Raw genomic sequence first — 16605 nt, forward strand, 5'->3', positions numbered from 1 at the left:
TCATCGACCGGTCAATCCGGGGCGATGGCAGCGGGAGAGCGTGGCCGGTGGCGCGGTCGCCTCAGCCCTTGACCATGTTGATCCGCACGTCGCGGATTTCACCCTTGGAATTGATAGATACCGACTGCCGGTTGCCGCGCGTCGTCAGCGTGATGCTGGCGGCGAAGCCCGCGGCTTCGACGAACACGTCGATCTGGCCTCCGCCGGCGCGGCCGTTGAGGTTGCCGTTGATGCCGCGGCTAGCTTCACTCCAGTTGCCCGAGACGTTGTCGCCTTGGCTGGTCACGTTGCTGGAGAGATCGAACTTATAGCTGTCGCTGGCGCAGCGCAGGGTTTGCGACAGGGCGTTGCCGCCATTGATCCGGTAGGTCGCCCGGCAGCGGATCCGTTCCGACGAGCCATCCGACAGGGTGACCGTGCCGCTGCCGTTCCAGGAGCCGTCGAACCCGGCAAACGGGCCGGACTGTGCCTGGCCGGCCGAGACCGACAGCATCAGCATGGCGCCGATACCGGCGCCCTTGACCGCCAAACGTGAAAAAAACAGAGCAGATCGTTTCATATCGTCTTCCCTACCCATGCGCCTCCGGCGCGGCCGCGTCGAATTGGTATTGCTGCGTTCCGTAAGGTTCAACTTAATTAGATTTCACCGCCTTGAGCCAGAAGTACCCCGTCACCTCCCGCGGGTAAGATTTTGCAGCAGCGTGCGGCGCAAGTTCACAGCCCCGGAACCTGTCTGTCGGTCGAGCTTTATTCAGCGAGGCGGCGCGTTTTTGCCGCATTTGTCAGGTGTCTCGGTTCGGTCGGCGCTGTGTCCGGATTGCATCCATTTTTGCCAATCTGCTGCGGAGCCTGAAGATATGCCGTCCCCCTCGATGCGACAACGCAGCGTTATGCTAAATAGCTGACGAGCTGAATTTGTCCCCACCCTGAAGGAAGACAATGCGTAGATTTCTCTTGGTTCTGTCCGTGCTTTCCGTGTCCGCGACGACGGGCGCGTTGGCGCAGCAGCGCAGTGGTACGGAGGCCGAACAGAAGGCCTGTACGCGCGACGTGCAGCGTTTTTGCCGCCCCCTGATGGATCAGGGCGATCTCACGATCCTGTCCTGCCTGAAGGAAAACCGCCCGAAGCTGACCAAGGCCTGCGGCAACGTGCTGATCAGCCACGGCCAGTAAGCCGGCTGCGCGATCGGACCGGCCCGGCGGTCTGCCGCGGGCCGGCCTTGTCGCGCAGGGCCTCGGGGTGGGCAGCCGTATCCGGGCATTTGGCATTGGTTTAGCCGGGCGATTTCCCCTATATGGGGGCTCGCGACCGACCAGCCCGCCGAATTCAGGTGGGCGATGGGCGGGCCATCCCTGTTTGTCACCAATGTAGCCCTTTTTGAATGACCCCTGCGAGCGACCTGCGATCGGGCAAAACCCACAAGGACGAGAATTTCCCGGTGGCGTCGTGGATCATCCATCCGCGCCACCGGGCGCTGATTCTTTCCTTCTACAATTTCGTCCGCACGGCCGACGACATTGCCGACCACGCCACGCTGGATGCTGCGGCCAAGCTCGCGCTGCTCGATGAGCTGGAAGCCAATCTGCTGGGGCAAAGCGATGCCCAGCGCGAGGGCGTGGTACTGCGCGCCGCTCTGGCCGAGCGCGGCATGGCGCCGCGCCATGCCCAGGACGTGCTCACCGCGTTCCGGATGGACGTCAACCGCCGTCGCTACGGCAATTGGGATGAGTTGATCCATTATTGTTCGTATTCGGCGATGCCGGTCGGCCGCTTCATGCTGGACGTGCACGGCGAGAGCAGGGCCACCTGGCCGGCCTCTGACGCGCTGTGTGCGGCTCTACAGATCAACAACCATCTGCAGGATTGCGGCGAGGATTTCCGCGAGCTCGACCGCGTCTACATTCCCGACGACACGCTGGCCCGCTTCGGCGCGACGCGGGCTGAGCTGGGTCAGCGCACGGCCTCGCCTGCTCTGCTGGCCTGCATCCGTGAGCTCGCCGACAAGACCGACACGCTGCTGCGCGAAAGCGATGTATTGACGGTGCAGGTCGCCGATATCCGGCTCGGCTGCGAGGTCGCGGTGATCGACACCTATGCCCGCGAAATCCTGAAATTGCTGAAACTGCGCGATCCGCTCAGCGAGCGTGTCCATTTGTCGAAGATGCAACTGGTCAGCTTTGGCCTCAGCGGGCTGTTCGGCGGGTTGTGGCGCCGCGCCACCGGCGGCGCGCCGCTGTCGCGCTCGACACCGGGCGCTTGATCCCATGAACAGCGCACCGAATATCGAAGAGGCCCGCGACGAGGCCCAGGGGATCGCGGTCGGCAGCTCGTTCTATGCCGCGATGCGGATTCTGCCGCGCGCGCAGCGCGACGCCATGTTCCAGGTCTATAGTTTCTGCCGCCAGGTCGACGACATCGCCGATTCCGACGGTCCGCGCGATGAGCGCCTCGAAGCCCTGCAGCAGTGGCGCGAGGATATCGACGCGCTCTATGCCGGAAATCCACCGGCGCGGGTGCAATCCTACGCGGCGCCGATCGCGCAATTCGGCATGCGCCGCGAGGATTTCATCGCCGTCATCGACGGCATGGAGATGGACGTGCCGGCCGATATCCGCGCGCCGGACGAGGCCACGCTCGATCTGTACTGCGACCGCGTCGCCAGCGCCGTCGGCCGGCTGTCGGTCAAGATATTCGGCCTGCCGGACGACGACGGCATCCTGCTGGCGCACCACCTCGGCCGCGCGCTGCAGCTCACCAACATCCTGCGCGACATCGACGAGGACGCCGATATCGGCCGTCTCTATCTGCCGCGCGAACTGTTGTTTCACGCCGGCATCACCTCGAGCGACCCGGACACCGTGATCGCCAGCCCGGCGGTGCCGAAGGTCGCGGCTCCCCTCGTGAAGCGCGCCCGCGCGCATTACGACAAGGCCGACGAGATCATGTCGCGCAACCGCCGAAGCACCGTGAAGGCGCCGCGCATCATGTCGAAATACTATCGCAAGATTCTCGAACTGCTGGTTGAGCGTGGCTTCGCGCTGCGGCGCGATCCGGTCCGCCTCGGCCGCGCGTCGAAAATCGCGATCCTGCTGCAATACGGCATCGTGTGATGACCAAGACTCCTCCTACCAAGACTGCTCACATCATCGGCGCCGGAATTTCCGGCCTCGCTGCCGCCGTCAGGTTAGCCAATGCCGGCTTCCAGGTGCATGTCCATGAGGCCACGCAGCAGGCCGGCGGCCGCTGCCGCTCTTATTTCGACGCGCAGACCCAGCTGGTGATCGACAACGGCAACCATCTGCTGCTGTCGGGCAACCACCACGCCATCGCCTATGCGAAGTCGATCGGCACCGAGGCCGGCCTGGTCGGTCCTGCGCGCGCGCAGTTTCCCTTCTTCGATCTGAAGACCGGAAAACGCTGGCAGCTCGACCTCGGCAATGGTCGCATTCCGACCTGGTTGTTCGACAAGACGCGCCGCGTACCGGATACCAGTATCAAAGACTATCTGGCATTGGCGCCGCTGATCTGGGCGAAGCCGAGCCAGCTGGTTGGCGACGTCATCCCGTGCAAGGGCGTACTGTACGACCGGCTGGTGCAGCCGTTGCTGCTCGCCGCGCTCAATGTCGATCCGCCGGAAGGCTCGGCCGGTCTCGCCGGCGCGATCGTGCGTGAGACGCTGCTCGCCGGCGGCCACGCCTGCCGGCCGCTGATTGCGCGCGATGGCCTGAGCGCCGTGCTGGTCGAACCCGCGATCGAGCTGCTGCGCAGCAAAGGCGCAGGTATCCATTTCGGACATGAACTGCGCGGCTTCACGAACAACGGCGGTCGCGCCGGCGAACTGAACTTCGGCGCCGACGACGTGGTGACCCTCGGCCCCGACGACGTCGTGGTGATGGCCGTGCCGCCGCGCGCGGCGATGTCGATGCTGCCTGGGCTGACGGCGCCGACCAAATTCCGCGCCATCGTCAACGCGCATTTCCGTTTTGACCCGCCGGCCGGCCTGCCGGATCTCACCGGCGTGGTCGGCGGCCTGATCGAATGGCTGTTCGCGTTTCCGCAGCGGCTCTCGATCACCATCTCCGGCGCTGACCGGCTGATCGACATGCCGCGCGAACAATTGGCGCAGGCGATCTGGGACGATATCTGCAAGACCGCCGGCATTACCGCCGAGCTGCCGCCGTGGCAGATCGTGCGCGAGCGCCGCGCCACCTTCGAAGCCACGCCCGAGCAGAACGCGCTGCGGCCGGGTCCGGTGACAGCGTTCAAGAACCTGTTCCTCGCCGGCGACTGGACCGACACCGGGCTGCCGGCGACCATCGAGGGCTCGGTGCGCTCCGGCGACCGCGCCGCCGATCTCGTTCTGGCGATGTCGCAGGCGTAACCACTAGTTCACGACGAGTACACATCATGCCGAACCAGATGCAGTCCGATCATGCGGAGGCCACCGTTTCGAATGCGGCGCTGGAAAGCAGCATCGACGCGGCGCGGCAGGGCCTGCTCGGATTCCGCCAGCCTGACGGCCACTGGGTGTTCGAGCTTGAGGCGGACGTCACGATCCCCTCCGAATACGCTCTGCTGCGTCACTATCTCGCCGAGCCCGTCGATCACGAGCTGGAGCGCAAGATCGGCAACTACATTCGCCGCACCCAGGGCACGCATGGCGGCTGGGCGCTGGTGCAGGACGGCCCGTTCGACATGAGCGCCAGCGTGAAAGCATACTTCGCGCTGAAGATGATGGGCGTCGATCCCAACGAGCCCTATATGGCGAAAGCGCGCGAGGCGATCCGTTCGCGCGGCGGAGCGATCCATAGCAACGTGTTCACGCGCTTCATGCTGTCGATGTTCGGTGTGCTGACCTGGAAGAGCGTGCCGGTGCTGCCGGTCGAGATCATGTTTCTGCCGTTCTGGTTTCCGTTTCACCTCAACAAGATGTCGTATTGGGCCCGCGCCACCATCGTGCCATTGATGGTGCTGACTGCGAAAAAGCCGCGTGCGCAGAATCTTGGCGAGATCGATATCCGCGAACTTTTCCTGCAGGATCCCAAGCTGATCGGCCGCACCGCGCGCGCGCCGCACCAGAGCCGCGCGCTGTTCGCCTTCTTCACCGGCATCGACATGCTGCTGCGCGCTGCCGAACCGTTCTTCCCCAAGAAGCTGCGGCAGCGCGCGATCGACAAGGCGGTGGCCTTTGTCGAGGAGCGGCTGAACGGCGAGGACGGGCTCGGCGCGATCTATCCGCCGATGGCCAATACCGTGATGATGTACGAGGTGCTGGGCTTTCCCGCGGACCATCCGCCGCGCGCCACTACCCGCCGCGGCATCGACAAGCTCCTGGTGATCGGCGAGGTCGAAGCCTATTGCCAGCCCTGCGTCTCACCGGTGTGGGACACCTCATTGACGGCGCATGCCATGCTTGAGGCCGGCGGCGATGCCGCCTTCGATGCCGCGAAGGGTGGCCTCGACTGGCTGGTGCCGAAGCAGGTGCTGGACGTCAAGGGCGACTGGGCGGTGAAGCGACCCGATCTGCGGCCGGGCGGCTGGGCTTTCCAATACAACAACGCCCATTATCCCGATCTCGACGATACCGCCGTGGTGATGATGGCGATGGACCGCGCGCGCAAGCACGCTGGCATCACCGACTATGACCACGCGATCGACCGCGGCCGGGAGTGGATCCTGGGCATGCAGAGTCGCGATGGCGGCTTCGCGGCGTTCGACGTCGATAATCTCGAACATTATCTCAACCACATCCCGTTTTCGGACCACGGCGCGTTGCTCGACCCGCCGACCGAGGATGTCACGGCGCGCTGCGTCTCGATGCTGGCGCAGCTCGGCGAGACCGTCCAGACCAGCAGGCCGATGGCCGATGCCGTCGAATATCTGCGCCGTACCCAGCTCGCCGACGGCTCCTGGTATGGCCGTTGGGGCCTCAATTACATCTATGGCACCTGGTCGGTGCTTTGTGCTCTCAACGCCGCCGGGATCGACCACCAGGACCCGATGATGCGCCGGGCCGTGACTTGGCTGCTGTCGGTCCAGAACGCCGATGGCGGCTGGGGCGAGGACGCCGTCAGCTACCGGCTCGACTACAAGGGCTACGAGCAGGCGCCGACCACGGCGTCGCAGACCTCATGGGCCTTGCTGGCCCTGATGGCGGCCGGCGAGGTCGAGCATCCGGCGGTGGCGCGGGGAATGCGATACTTAATTGACACACAGACCGAAAAAGGCCTGTGGGATGAGGCGCGCTACACCGCAACAGGCTTCCCGCGCGTATTTTATTTGCGTTATCATGGATATGCGAAGTTTTTCCCGCTCTGGGCGCTGGCCCGGTTCCGCAATTTGAAGAGCACCAACAGCAAGACGGTAAGGGTCGGGATGTGATTTTGACGGCTGGGGGCATTGCGACCGGGAGCGCTTCTCAGGACCCGCGTCCTGTATTGATCGTCACGGGACTGGTTCAGGAAGCCAAGATCGCAGCCGGCCCCGGCATGACCGTCATCTGCAGTTCCAGCGACCCCGCCCAGCTCCGCGCTTTGTTGGCTGGCTTCGATCCCACCACCATCCGCGGCGTGATCTCGTTCGGCGTTGCCGGCGGTCTCGATCCGCAGCTCAAGTCCGGCGCCGTGATCGTGGCGACCGAAGTCATGGCTGGCGAGCGCTGCTGGCAGGCCTGCGAAACCCTGAGCGAGGAGTTGATCGCCGGCGCCGGCATCGGCCAGAAAGTGTTCCGCGGCGGGCTTGCCGGTGTCGAGAAGGTCGTCACCGGACAGGTCGGCAAGGCTGCCCTGCGCTCCGGCACGGGCGCTGCCGCGGTCGATATGGAAAGCCACATTGCCGCCGGCTACGCCGCGGCTGCCGGATTGCCGTTTGCCGCCCTGCGCGTCGTCTCCGATCCCGCCCACCGGGCGCTGCCGGAACTGGCGACCACCGCGATCAAGCCGAATGGCGACATCGACCTCGCCAAGGTGATGCGCGGCATCGCCCGCAACCCGCTGGTGATCCGCGCGCTGGTCTCGACCGGCCGCGACTTCAACCGCGCGCTGCGCAGCCTGCGCGACTGCCGCAGCTTCTTCCTCGGCGAAACCAGCCTGGTGTCGGCGGAAGTCTAGTTCTTCCCGAACCGCGACGTTCTATTCTTCCCCTCTCCCCCGCGCGAAGCGAAGCTTCGCTAGGTGGGAGAGGGTGGATCGAACCGCGAAGCGGTTCGAGACGGGTGAGGGCGGCAACAAACTCCGAGCCAGTAACCCCGCATCCGACGCGGACTTCGTCCGCGCCACCTTCTCCCACCTAGCGAAGCTTCGCTTCGCGCGGGGGAGAAGGAAGATCGACAGCGCTCGTCGGCTCAAAATGACGGTGGCGTGCAGGCGCTGATGATTTCGCAAGGCGCGTCGCCGACGCAGCGGAATCGGTGAGGACGTCGGCTTTCGAAATAATAGGCATCGCCGGGATTGAGAATGCGGCGCTCGTCATCGACCGTGACTTCAAGCCGGCCGCTCACCACGATGCCGCCTTCCTCGCCGTCATGCACCAGCGGCACCCGGCCTGTGTCGCTGCCCGGCTCGTAGCGCTCCTTCAGGATTTGCAGGCTGCGGCCGAAAAGATTGTCGCCGATCTGACGGTAGGAAATCGGCTTCTCGCCGATCTCGGTCAGTTCGTCCGATCGATAGAAGGCCTTCTGCCGTGTCTCCGGTTGCATGGCGAAGAATTCGGCCAACCCCATCGGGATGCCATCGAGAATACGCTTGAGCGCGCCGACCGACGGATTCATCTGGTTGGACTCGATCAGCGAAATCGTCGAATTGGTCACGCCCGAGCGCTTGGCCAACTCGCGCTGCGACAGCTTGTGTCGGCCACGAACGAACCTCAGCCGCTCGCCCAGATCGATGGTCATAGCCAATGCCTGTTGGAAGTGTTTCGGATCCGGCAAATATGCGCCGTTGAGCAGAAATAAATCAATGGCTTGCGCCACCCAAGAAAAGGACTTGTTGCGCCTTGGGCGAACGTGATCTGGTGCGTTCAGCCAGAGGAGCGCCCCTTGTCCATTCATCAGATTCCGAACAGCCTGCAACTCGAATCGTTTTGGATGCCGTTTACGGCCAACCGCCAGTTCAAGTCGGCGCCGCGCATGTTCGCCGCCGCGGAGGGCATGCACTACACGACCGAAGACGGCCGCAAGGTAATAGACGCATCGGCGGGCCTGTGGTGCACCAATGCCGGCCATGGCCGCCGCGAGATCGCCGCGGCCGTCGAACGCCAGCTCACGACCCTCGATTTTGCACCAGCGTTCCAGATGGGCCATCCGCTGGCCTTCGAGTTCGCCAACCGGCTGGCCGAGATCGCCCCCGAAGGCCTCGATCGCATCTTCTTTACTAATTCCGGTTCGGAATCGATGGATACCGCGCTCAAGATCGCGCTGGCCTATCACCGGGCCAACGGCCAAGCCGCGCGCACGCGCCTGATCGGCCGCGAGCGCGGCTATCACGGCGTCGGCTTCGGCGGCACGTCGGTGGGCGGCATGCTCAACAACCGCCGCGCCTTCTCGTCCGCCCAGCTGCCGGGCGTCGATCACATCCGCCACACCTATGATCTGGCTCGCAACGCCTTCTCGAAGGACCTGCCGGAGCACGGCGTCGAACTCGCCGACGACGTTGAACGGATGGTCGCGCTGCATGGCGCCGAAACCATCGCCGCCGTCATCGTCGAGCCGGTGCCCGGCTCGACCGGCGTGCTGCCGCCGCCGAAAGGCTACCTCAAGCGGCTGCGCGAACTGTGTACCAAGCACGGCATCCTGCTGATCTTCGACGAAGTCATCAGCGGCTTCGGTCGCCTCGGCACCCCGTTCGCCGCGCAGCATTTCGGCGTCACCCCGGACATCATGACCACCGCGAAGGGCATCACCAACGGCACCGTGCCGTGCGGCGCGGTGTTCGCCAGCCGCACGATCTACGACGGGCTGATGAACGGACCGGAAGGCCAGATCGAGCTGTTCCACGGCTACACCTACTCGGCGCATCCGGTAGCCTGCGCCGCCGGTATCGCCACGCTGGACATCTACAAGGCCGAGGGACTGCTGACCCGCGTCGCTTCGATCGCCGAGTACTGGCGCGATGCCCTGCACCGGCTCAGGGAATTCCCGAACGTCATCGACATCCGCAATTGCGGCCTGATGGGCGCCGTCGAATTGGCCCCCCGCAAGGATGCGCCGTATGCGCGCGGCTATGACGTGATGGTCGACTGCTTCAACAGCGGCGTCTACCTGCGCCAGAGTGGCGATTCGTTTGCGATGTCGCCGCCGCTGATCGTCGAGAAGAGCCACATCGACGATATCGTCTCGATCCTCGGCGACGCCATCAAGCGGGTCGCTTAGAATCGGATTCGACGGACCGCGACGCTCGCTTTCTTCCCTCTCCCCCTGTGGGAGAGGGTGGATCGGCCGCGAAGCGGTCGAGACGGGTGAGGGGTGCCACGAGCTCCGAACCCAGTGCCCCCTCATCCGACGCCGACTTCGTCGGCGCCACCTTCTCCCACAAGGGGAGAAGGAAGAGGGCGCGTCACGTATGTTTGCTTGATCTAACTACAACAAAAAAGGGCGCGATTTGCATCGCGCCCTTTTTCGTATCTGAAGAGTTCGACCTACGCCGCGGTCGATGCCTTCTCGGCCTTGGCCTGCGCCTTGAGGGCGGCGGCTTCGGCTTCTTCCTTGCGGATGTCGGACAGGCGCTTCTGGACTTCCGACGAGAAGATATACTGCGCCGGGCGCTGATGGGTCATGTCGATTTCCGGCGCCATCGGGCCCGAGGTCTTGACGCCACGCATCGCCACCCACAGGGCCTTGAACGGATTGCTGATCGCGGCATCCGCGGCGGTCGGCTCGTAACCGCAATGCGCCATGCAGTCGGCGCACTTTTCGTACTTGCCGGTGCCGTAGGTGTCCCAGTCGGTGGTGTCCATCAATTCCTTGAAGGTCTGGGTGTAACCCTCGCCGAGCAGGTAGCACGGCTTCTGCCAGCCGAAGATGTTGCGCGCCGGCATGCCCCAGGGCTTGCACTCGTATTCCTGGTTGCCGGCCAGGAAGTCCAAGAAAAGTCCGGAATGCATGATGTTCCACTTCTTGCCCTTGCCGAGCGCGAAGACGTCGCGGAACAGCTTCTTGGTCTTGCTGCGGTTCAGGAAGTGCTCCTGATCGGGCGCGCGCTCATAGGCGTAGCCCGGCGACATCGAGACGCCGACGCCCAGCTCCACGGTGTAGTCGAGGAACTTGGCGATGTCCTCGGCAGCGTGACCGTCGAAGATCGTCGCATTGACGTTGACGGCGAAGCCCTTCGCCTTGGCGGCCTTGATCGCGGAGATCGCGCGGTCGAACACGCCTTCCTGCGACACGGCCTTGTCGTGGTGCTCCCTGAGGCCGTCGAGATGCACCGAGAAGAACAAATAGGGCGACGGCGTGAACAGATCGAGCTTCTTCTCCAGCAGCAGCGCGTTGGTGCACAGCGAGACGAACTTCTTGCGCTCCACCAGACCGCGGACGATCTCGCCGATCTCCTTGTGGATCAGCGGCTCGCCGCCGGGAATCGCAACCATCGGCGCGCCGCACTCGTCGGCCGCGTCCCAGCACTCCTGCGCGGACATGCGCCGATTGAGAATGGCATTGGGGTAGTCGATCTTGCCGCAGCCGACGCAGGCCAGATTGCAGCGAAACAGCGGCTCCAGCATGAGCACCAGCGGATACCGCTTCCGGCCAAGCAATTTCTGCTTCACCAGATAGCCGCCGATTTTCATTTCTTTGAAGAACGGAATAGCCATTTCAAGTTTCTTTCTGCACACACGTCGAAAGTGGTCCGGCAAGTTTATCCGGAAATTTTGTCTTGGATCAAACCGTCCCGGGTCAAACTCCGGTCTGATCCGGTGATAGCCTGAGTACGATCGTCTCTTCGTGGCCCGTCAGATCGACGCCGCAATAAGGATAGCTCTGACTTCAATCTCTAGCGCCATGCCGACGGTGCAAAACTTCTCAATGACTTGAAGTTCGACCGTCGTCCGCTCCCCACCCTGATGTTAACGAGCCGGGCAGGGTCTCTTACCGCAGATTGGCGGTTTTGTGTCGCAAAGCAGATATACTGGGCGTTCAGACCCCTGAATAACGTTAAATTGCTTGCCCTGTGCTGCAAATATATCACTCGTTGGAGGGGCTTATAGGGCCTGCCAACAATACGAACCGTTTCTGTGACATAAATATCACATCAGCCGCGCCGCCGAACGGTACATCAGGCAGGGGATACGCACGGCAAAACTTGCGGCTTGAGACAGTTGGGCTAAACAAAGCCGGAAACCTCCGCGGTTCGTCACGCTGCTGCCCTATATCCCGGGCTGAACGTGGGCGCCGGGGCGGCGTTCGGGGCGAGCCGCCGCCGATACAGCTTTAGTTTTGAGATCCCGAGACGCGGTACAAGCTGTCGCGCCCCTGCAGTCTTCGCAAGCTCCGTGGAACAGAAAGAAAAAGTGTGCTGACCAGTTTTGTTGTTTCCGTCGTGAAGGCTTGCACCCGTTTTGCGTCGCTGACGGTGCTGATTTCATTCATCCTCACAGCCGGCGCGGCGTACTACACTTACGAACACTTCGGCATCAACACCGATATGAACAAGCTGATCTCGCCTGATCTGGATTGGCGCAAGCGCGATATTGCTTTCGACAAGGCCTTCGATCAGGAACGGCTGATCATCACGGTGGTCGAGGCGCCGACCCCGGAATTCGCCAATGCCGCCACCGCGGCGCTGGAGAAGAAGCTGCTCGAGAACAAGAAGGAATTCGATTCGGTGCGCCGCCTTGGCGCCGGCGCGTTCTTTGAAAAGAACGGCCTGCTGTTCCTGCCGACCGCTCAGGTCGCCGAGATGACCGGCCAGTTCCAGTCGGCCGCGCCGCTCCTGGAAATCATGACCGGCGATCCCAGCCTGCGCGGCCTGACCGGCGCGCTGGAGACCGGATTGACCGGCGTGCGCCGCGGCGAACTCAAGCTCGACGCCACTGCGCCGACCTTCAACACGGTCGCGCAGACCATCGAGGATGTGCTGAAGAACGGCACGGCTGCGTTCTCCTGGCGCGGCCTTGCCAGCCCGGAGCCGTTGACCGCATCGGACAAGCGCGGCTTCATCGAGGTCAAGCCGGTGCTGGACTTCCAGGCGCTGGAGCCCGGCAAGGTCGCGACCGACGCGATCCGCAAGGCCGCCGTCGATCTCGACATTGCCGGTAATTACGGCGCCAAGGTGCGGCTGACCGGACCGGTGCCGATCGCCAACGAGGAATTCGCCACCGTCCAGGACGGTGTCGTGATCAACAGCGTCGTTACGATCCTGATCGTTCTGCTGATCCTGTGGCTGGCGCTGCACTCGGCCAAGATCATCTTCGCCGTGTTCGCGACGCTGATCGTCGGCCTCTCGATCACCACCGCGGTCGGTCTGATGATGGTCGGATCGCTCAATCTCTTGTCGATCGCCTTCGCCGTGCTGTTCGTCGGCCTCGGCGTCGATTTCGGCATCCAGTTCAGCGTGCGCTATCGCTCCGAGCGCTACAAGAACAACAACCTGCCGCTGGCGCTGGAAAATGCCGCGCATTACTGCGCGATTCCGTTGTCGCTCGCCGCGATGGCGACCGCCGCCGGCTTCCTGTCGTTCCTGCCGACCGATTATGAGGGCGTCTCCGAACTCGGCAAGATCGCCGGCGCCGGCATGGTGTTCGCGTTCCTGGCCTGCATCACCACCTTGCCGGCGCTGCTCGACCTGCTCAATCCTGCCGGCGAGAAGGAGCCGCTCGGCTATGCCTTCCTGGCGCCGGTGGATGATTTCCTCGAAAAGCAGCGCTACTGGGTGATAGGCGGCACGCTGCTGCTGACCGTGGCCGGCCTGCCGCTGTTGTACTTCCTGAAGTTCGACTTCAACCCGATCAACCTGCGCAACCCGAACGTCGAATCGATCGCGACCTATCTCGACCTGCGCAAGGATCCCAACACCGGCGCCAACGCGGTCAACGTGATGTCGCCGAACGAGGCCGAGGCCAAGAAGGTCGAGGAACGCCTCGCCAAGGTGCCCGAAGTGGCGCGCACGATTTCGCTGAACAGCTTCGTGCCGGAGGAACAGCCGGCCAAGCTGAAACTGATCGGCGACGGCGCCAAGATCCTGGAGCCCGCGCTCAATCCCGAATCGATTGATGCCGCACCGACCGACGCCGAAAACGTCACGGCGCTGAAAGACTCCGCCGACAGCCTGCGCAAGGTCGCGAGTACCCAAACCGGGCCGGGCGCAATCGCTGCCAAACGTCTGGCGGATGCGCTGGTGAAGACCGCGGAGGCCAATCAGGCAACCCGCGACAAGGTGCAGTCGACTTTCGTCGTGCCACTGCAGCTGGCGCTGGCGCAGCTACGCGGCCTGCTGCAGGCGGCTCCGGTCAGCCTGGAGACGCTGCCGCCGGATCTGGTGAAGTCGTGGACCACCAAGGATGGCCAGGTTCGCGTCGAGGTGCAGCCCGCCGGCGATCCCAACGACAACGACACGCTGCGCAAGTTCGCCGGCGCCGTACTGGCCTCCGAGCCGCTCGCGGTCGGCGGTCCGATCTCGATCCTGAAGTCCGGCGACACCATCGTCACCGCCTTCATCCATGCCGGTATCTGGGCGCTGCTGTCGATCTCGCTGCTGCTGTGGCTGGCGCTGCGGCGCATCAGCGACGTGCTGCTCACGGTGGTGCCATTGCTGGTGGCCGGCACGGTGACGCTGGAGATCTGCGTGCTGATTGGCCTGCCGCTGAACTTCGCCAACATCATCGCGCTGCCGCTGCTGCTCGGCGTCGGTGTGGCGTTCAAGATCTATTACGTGACGGCGTGGCGCGCCGGCCACAAGAACCTGCTGCAGTCGTCGCTGACGCGCGCGATCTTCTTCAGCGCGCTGACCACCGCCACCGCGTTCGGCAGCCTGTGGTTCTCCAACCACCCCGGCACCGCCAGCATGGGCAAGCTGCTCGCACTGTCATTCGTCGTGACGCTGGCCGCCGTGCTGCTGTTCCAGCCTGCCCTGATGGGCAAGCCGCGGGAGCCAGGGGAATAGAAGCTAACGCTCCGAACTCAAGCGAGGCCGCGACGCTCCGTCACCTCTCCCCACCGGGGAGAGGTCGGATTGCGCAGCAATCCGGGTGAGGGGGCCGCGCGTCGCCGATACTGCATAGCCCCTCACCCGACCGGCTCTGCCGGTCGACCTCTCCCCGGTGGGGAGAGGTGTCCCAGCGTTACGGTTGGTCGCGTTACTTGGCTGCCGTACTCGGCGCCGCCTTGGCGATTTCCGGGAGCAGGCAGATATCGCCGATGTCGCCGGTCTGGCCAGTGGCCGCGGCGGTCTTCTGACCGGCAGGAGCCTTGCCGGCCGCGGCAACCGGGGCGGCAGCCTTCGGCGCGCCGGTGGCAGGAGCAGGGGCCGTTGTGGCGGCCTGAGCAGGCGCTGCGCCCGGCGCAGGTTTCGGCGCGGTGCCGGTAATCCGCGCGATGATGCCGGGCTTCGCCGGCGCCGGTGCTGCGGTGCCCTTGGCCATGCTGTTGGTCGGGCTGGAGGGGATCGGCGGGCCGACCCGGGTCCAGGTCTGGCTGCCGCAGAGCGGCCAGACCAGACAGCCCTCGATTTCGAGCTCGTTCGGTCCCTTGGGCTTGATGCTGGCGCTGTAAAGCTTGCCCGAATCCCGGGCGTCATAGACCTTGCCGTTCCACTCGTCGGCCTTGGCCTTCTTTTTCATGTCGAACAGGGTCACCATACCCAGCGTTGGCCTGGTCCGTTTCGACACGTCCGGGTTGTTCTTGTCGACGCCGCCGGGGATTTTCTCCCACGTTACGGCGCCCCACATGCTGCCATTGCATTCGGCGACGCGGATCACAGCTACAGCATCCTCGACCTGCCAATCCCCGGTCGGGTCCAATGCGCGGGCGGGCGACAGACCTGCGGAAACAAAACCGGCCGATAAAACTAATCCGCAATAAACTAGATGGCGCGTGGTATTGCTGGAGCGCTGCAACATGTGATGACCTGTGCTTAAGTAGCGGTTTTCGGCGATGGCAAATCGCCGCATTTGAGTTTTCTAGTTGACGTATCGACCATCAACCGACGTAAGTAACTTCATGTTATATCCCAATATAGACGTTTCCGAGATGTTTGTTGAACGCGAGGCGCAGCGCGGTGCGATGCATACCCGCCACCTCAACGAGCAACTCGTGCGAGTCCTCAAAACCATCGGTTACGACGTTGGCTTCCAGCGCGGAACCGGCCAATATCTGTTCGATCGCGACGGCGCCCGCTATCTCGATCTACTCAGCGGATTTGGCGTTTTTGCGATTGGCCGGAACCATCCGGTATTGCGAAACGCGCTGAAGAGCGTGCTCGATGCGGATCTGGCCAATCTGGTGCAGATGGATGTTTCCACGCTCGCCGGTATTCTGGCTGAGCGCCTTTTGGAACACGCGCCTTACATGGACAAGGTGTTCTTCGCCAATTCGGGTGCGGAGACGGTCGAGGCGGCGATGAAGTTCGCCCGCAACGCGACCGGCCGCAACGAGATCCTGTATTGCGACTACGGCTATCACGGCCTGTCCTATGGCGCCTTGTCGATCACCGACGATTCGAATTTCCGCGGCGGCTTCGGTTCCCTGCTGCCGGGCTGCTCCTCGGTTCCCTTCAATGATCTGGTAGCACTGGAAAAGGCGCTGTCGACCAGGCAGGTCGCGGCCTTCATCGTCGAGCCGATCCAGGGCAAGGGCGTCAACATGCCGAGCGACGAGTTCCTGCCCGGCGCGCTGGCGTTGTGCCGCAAATACGGCACGCTGTTCATCGCCGACGAGATCCAGACCGGTCTCGGCCGCACCGGTAAATTCCTCGCCATCGAGCACTGGAACGTCGAGCCCGATATGATCCTGCTCGCCAAGGCGCTGTCGGGCGGTCACGTCCCGGTCGGTGCGCTGCTGACGCGCAAGAGCATCTTCGACAAGATATTCAACCGCATGGACCGCTCCTTGGTGCATGGTTCGACGTTCGGCAAGAACGATCTGGCGATGGCCGCCGGCATCGCTACGCTGGAAGTCATGAAGCACGAGCGACTGGTCGAGAACGCTGCCCAGCGCGGCGCGCAGATTCAGCTGGCGCTGAAGGGCATGATTCCCGGTTTCGAGTTGCTGAAGGAAGTGCGCGGCAAGGGCCTGATGATCGGCGTCGAATTCGGCCCGCCGAAGTCGCTGCGGCTGAAGGCGTCTTGGAACATTCTGGAGTCGGCCAACAAGGGCCTGTTCTGCCAGTTGATCACGGTGCCTCTGTTCAAGGAACAGAAGATCCTGACCCAGGTATCGGGCCACGGCAGCCATACCATCAAGCTGTTGCCGCCGCTGACCATCACGGAAGAAGACGGCACCTGGATCGAGAACTCGTTCCGCACCGTGATTGCCGACAGCCACCGTGTCCCCGGCGCGATCTGGTCGCTCGGCAAGACGCTGGTGGATAACGCCGTGCGGAAGTCGGCGTAGCCTGCATCGGGTAGGTTGGGCAAAGGCGCTCTTGCGCCGTGCCCACCAACTTGTGCATTTGACGCGG

13 protein-coding genes are annotated in these 16605 nt (G+C 63.6%); 9 read left to right on the forward strand and 4 right to left on the reverse strand.

Translation table 11 applies throughout. The features are described from left to right. Positions 1-61: 61 nt before the first annotated feature. Positions 62-559, reverse strand: coding sequence for a hypothetical protein (locus FNL56_RS11310; protein ID WP_143572804.1), 498 nt, complete (start codon positions 557-559; stop codon positions 62-64). Positions 560-939: 380 nt separating this feature from the next. On the opposite strand from FNL56_RS11310, the gene FNL56_RS11315 reads away from it, so the two are divergent. From FNL56_RS11315 to FNL56_RS11340, 6 genes are all read left to right on the forward strand, one after another. Then, entirely contained in the window at positions 940-1173 is a 234-nt protein-coding gene (locus FNL56_RS11315) for a hypothetical protein (protein WP_143572805.1), read from the forward strand. A gap of 209 nt (positions 1174-1382) precedes the next feature. Next, positions 1383-2261, forward strand: a complete 879-nt coding sequence (hpnC, locus tag FNL56_RS11320; protein ID WP_143572806.1) for a squalene synthase HpnC — start codon at positions 1383-1385, stop codon at positions 2259-2261. A 4-nt stretch (positions 2262-2265) separates the two neighbouring features. Next, the gene (hpnD, locus tag FNL56_RS11325; protein ID WP_143581995.1) at positions 2266-3111 is read left to right on the forward strand and encodes a presqualene diphosphate synthase HpnD; all 846 of its coding nucleotides are present in this window, start codon (positions 2266-2268) and stop codon (positions 3109-3111) included. Further along, positions 3111-4382 carry a hydroxysqualene dehydroxylase HpnE gene (hpnE, locus tag FNL56_RS11330; RefSeq protein WP_143572808.1) on the forward strand — a complete coding sequence of 424 codons (1272 nt, stop codon included), beginning with the start codon at positions 3111-3113 and terminating at the stop codon, positions 4380-4382. The genes hpnD and hpnE overlap by 1 nt, the downstream gene beginning before the upstream one ends. 26 nt (positions 4383-4408) lie before the next feature. Continuing rightward, the gene (shc, locus tag FNL56_RS11335; protein ID WP_441351283.1) at positions 4409-6382 is read left to right on the forward strand and encodes a squalene--hopene cyclase; all 1974 of its coding nucleotides are present in this window, start codon (positions 4409-4411) and stop codon (positions 6380-6382) included. Then, positions 6379-7110 (forward strand): phosphorylase, encoded by a 732-nt coding sequence (locus FNL56_RS11340; RefSeq protein WP_246660934.1) that lies wholly within the window; start codon positions 6379-6381, stop codon positions 7108-7110. Before shc ends, FNL56_RS11340 begins: the two co-directional genes overlap by 4 nt. 233 nt (positions 7111-7343) lie before the next feature. On the opposite strand, the gene FNL56_RS11345 is transcribed toward FNL56_RS11340, so the two are convergent. Then, positions 7344-7892 (reverse strand): cupin domain-containing protein, encoded by a 549-nt coding sequence (locus FNL56_RS11345; RefSeq protein WP_143582540.1) that lies wholly within the window; start codon positions 7890-7892, stop codon positions 7344-7346. A gap of 144 nt (positions 7893-8036) precedes the next feature. Between FNL56_RS11345 and FNL56_RS11350 the strand changes: the two genes are divergently transcribed. Continuing rightward, on the forward strand, positions 8037-9368 hold the full coding sequence (locus FNL56_RS11350; RefSeq protein WP_168202905.1) for an aspartate aminotransferase family protein: 1332 nt from the start codon (positions 8037-8039) through the stop codon (positions 9366-9368). A gap of 266 nt (positions 9369-9634) precedes the next feature. Here FNL56_RS11350 and hpnH read toward each other — a convergent pair whose 3' ends face one another. Further along, complete coding sequence (gene hpnH, locus FNL56_RS11355; RefSeq protein WP_143572809.1) at positions 9635-10804, reverse strand: adenosyl-hopene transferase HpnH; 1170 nt, start codon at positions 10802-10804, stop codon at positions 9635-9637. A 698-nt stretch (positions 10805-11502) separates the two neighbouring features. Between hpnH and FNL56_RS11360 the strand changes: the two genes are divergently transcribed. After that, positions 11503-14091, forward strand: a complete 2589-nt coding sequence (locus FNL56_RS11360; RefSeq protein ID WP_143572810.1) for an MMPL family transporter — start codon at positions 11503-11505, stop codon at positions 14089-14091. 193 nt (positions 14092-14284) lie between these two features. On the opposite strand, the gene FNL56_RS11365 is transcribed toward FNL56_RS11360, so the two are convergent. Then, a complete protein-coding gene (locus FNL56_RS11365) occupies positions 14285-15046 on the reverse strand; it encodes a DUF2147 domain-containing protein (RefSeq protein ID WP_143572811.1) in 762 nt (253 codons plus the stop codon). 100 nt (positions 15047-15146) lie between these two features. Between FNL56_RS11365 and hpnO the strand changes: the two genes are divergently transcribed. Then, a complete protein-coding gene (hpnO, locus tag FNL56_RS11370; RefSeq protein WP_143577827.1) occupies positions 15147-16538 on the forward strand; it encodes an aminobacteriohopanetriol synthase HpnO in 1392 nt (463 codons plus the stop codon). Positions 16539-16605 lie beyond the last annotated feature (67 nt).

Source organism: Tardiphaga sp. vice304 (assembly GCF_007018905.1).
GTDB lineage: Bacteria > Pseudomonadota > Alphaproteobacteria > Rhizobiales > Xanthobacteraceae > Tardiphaga.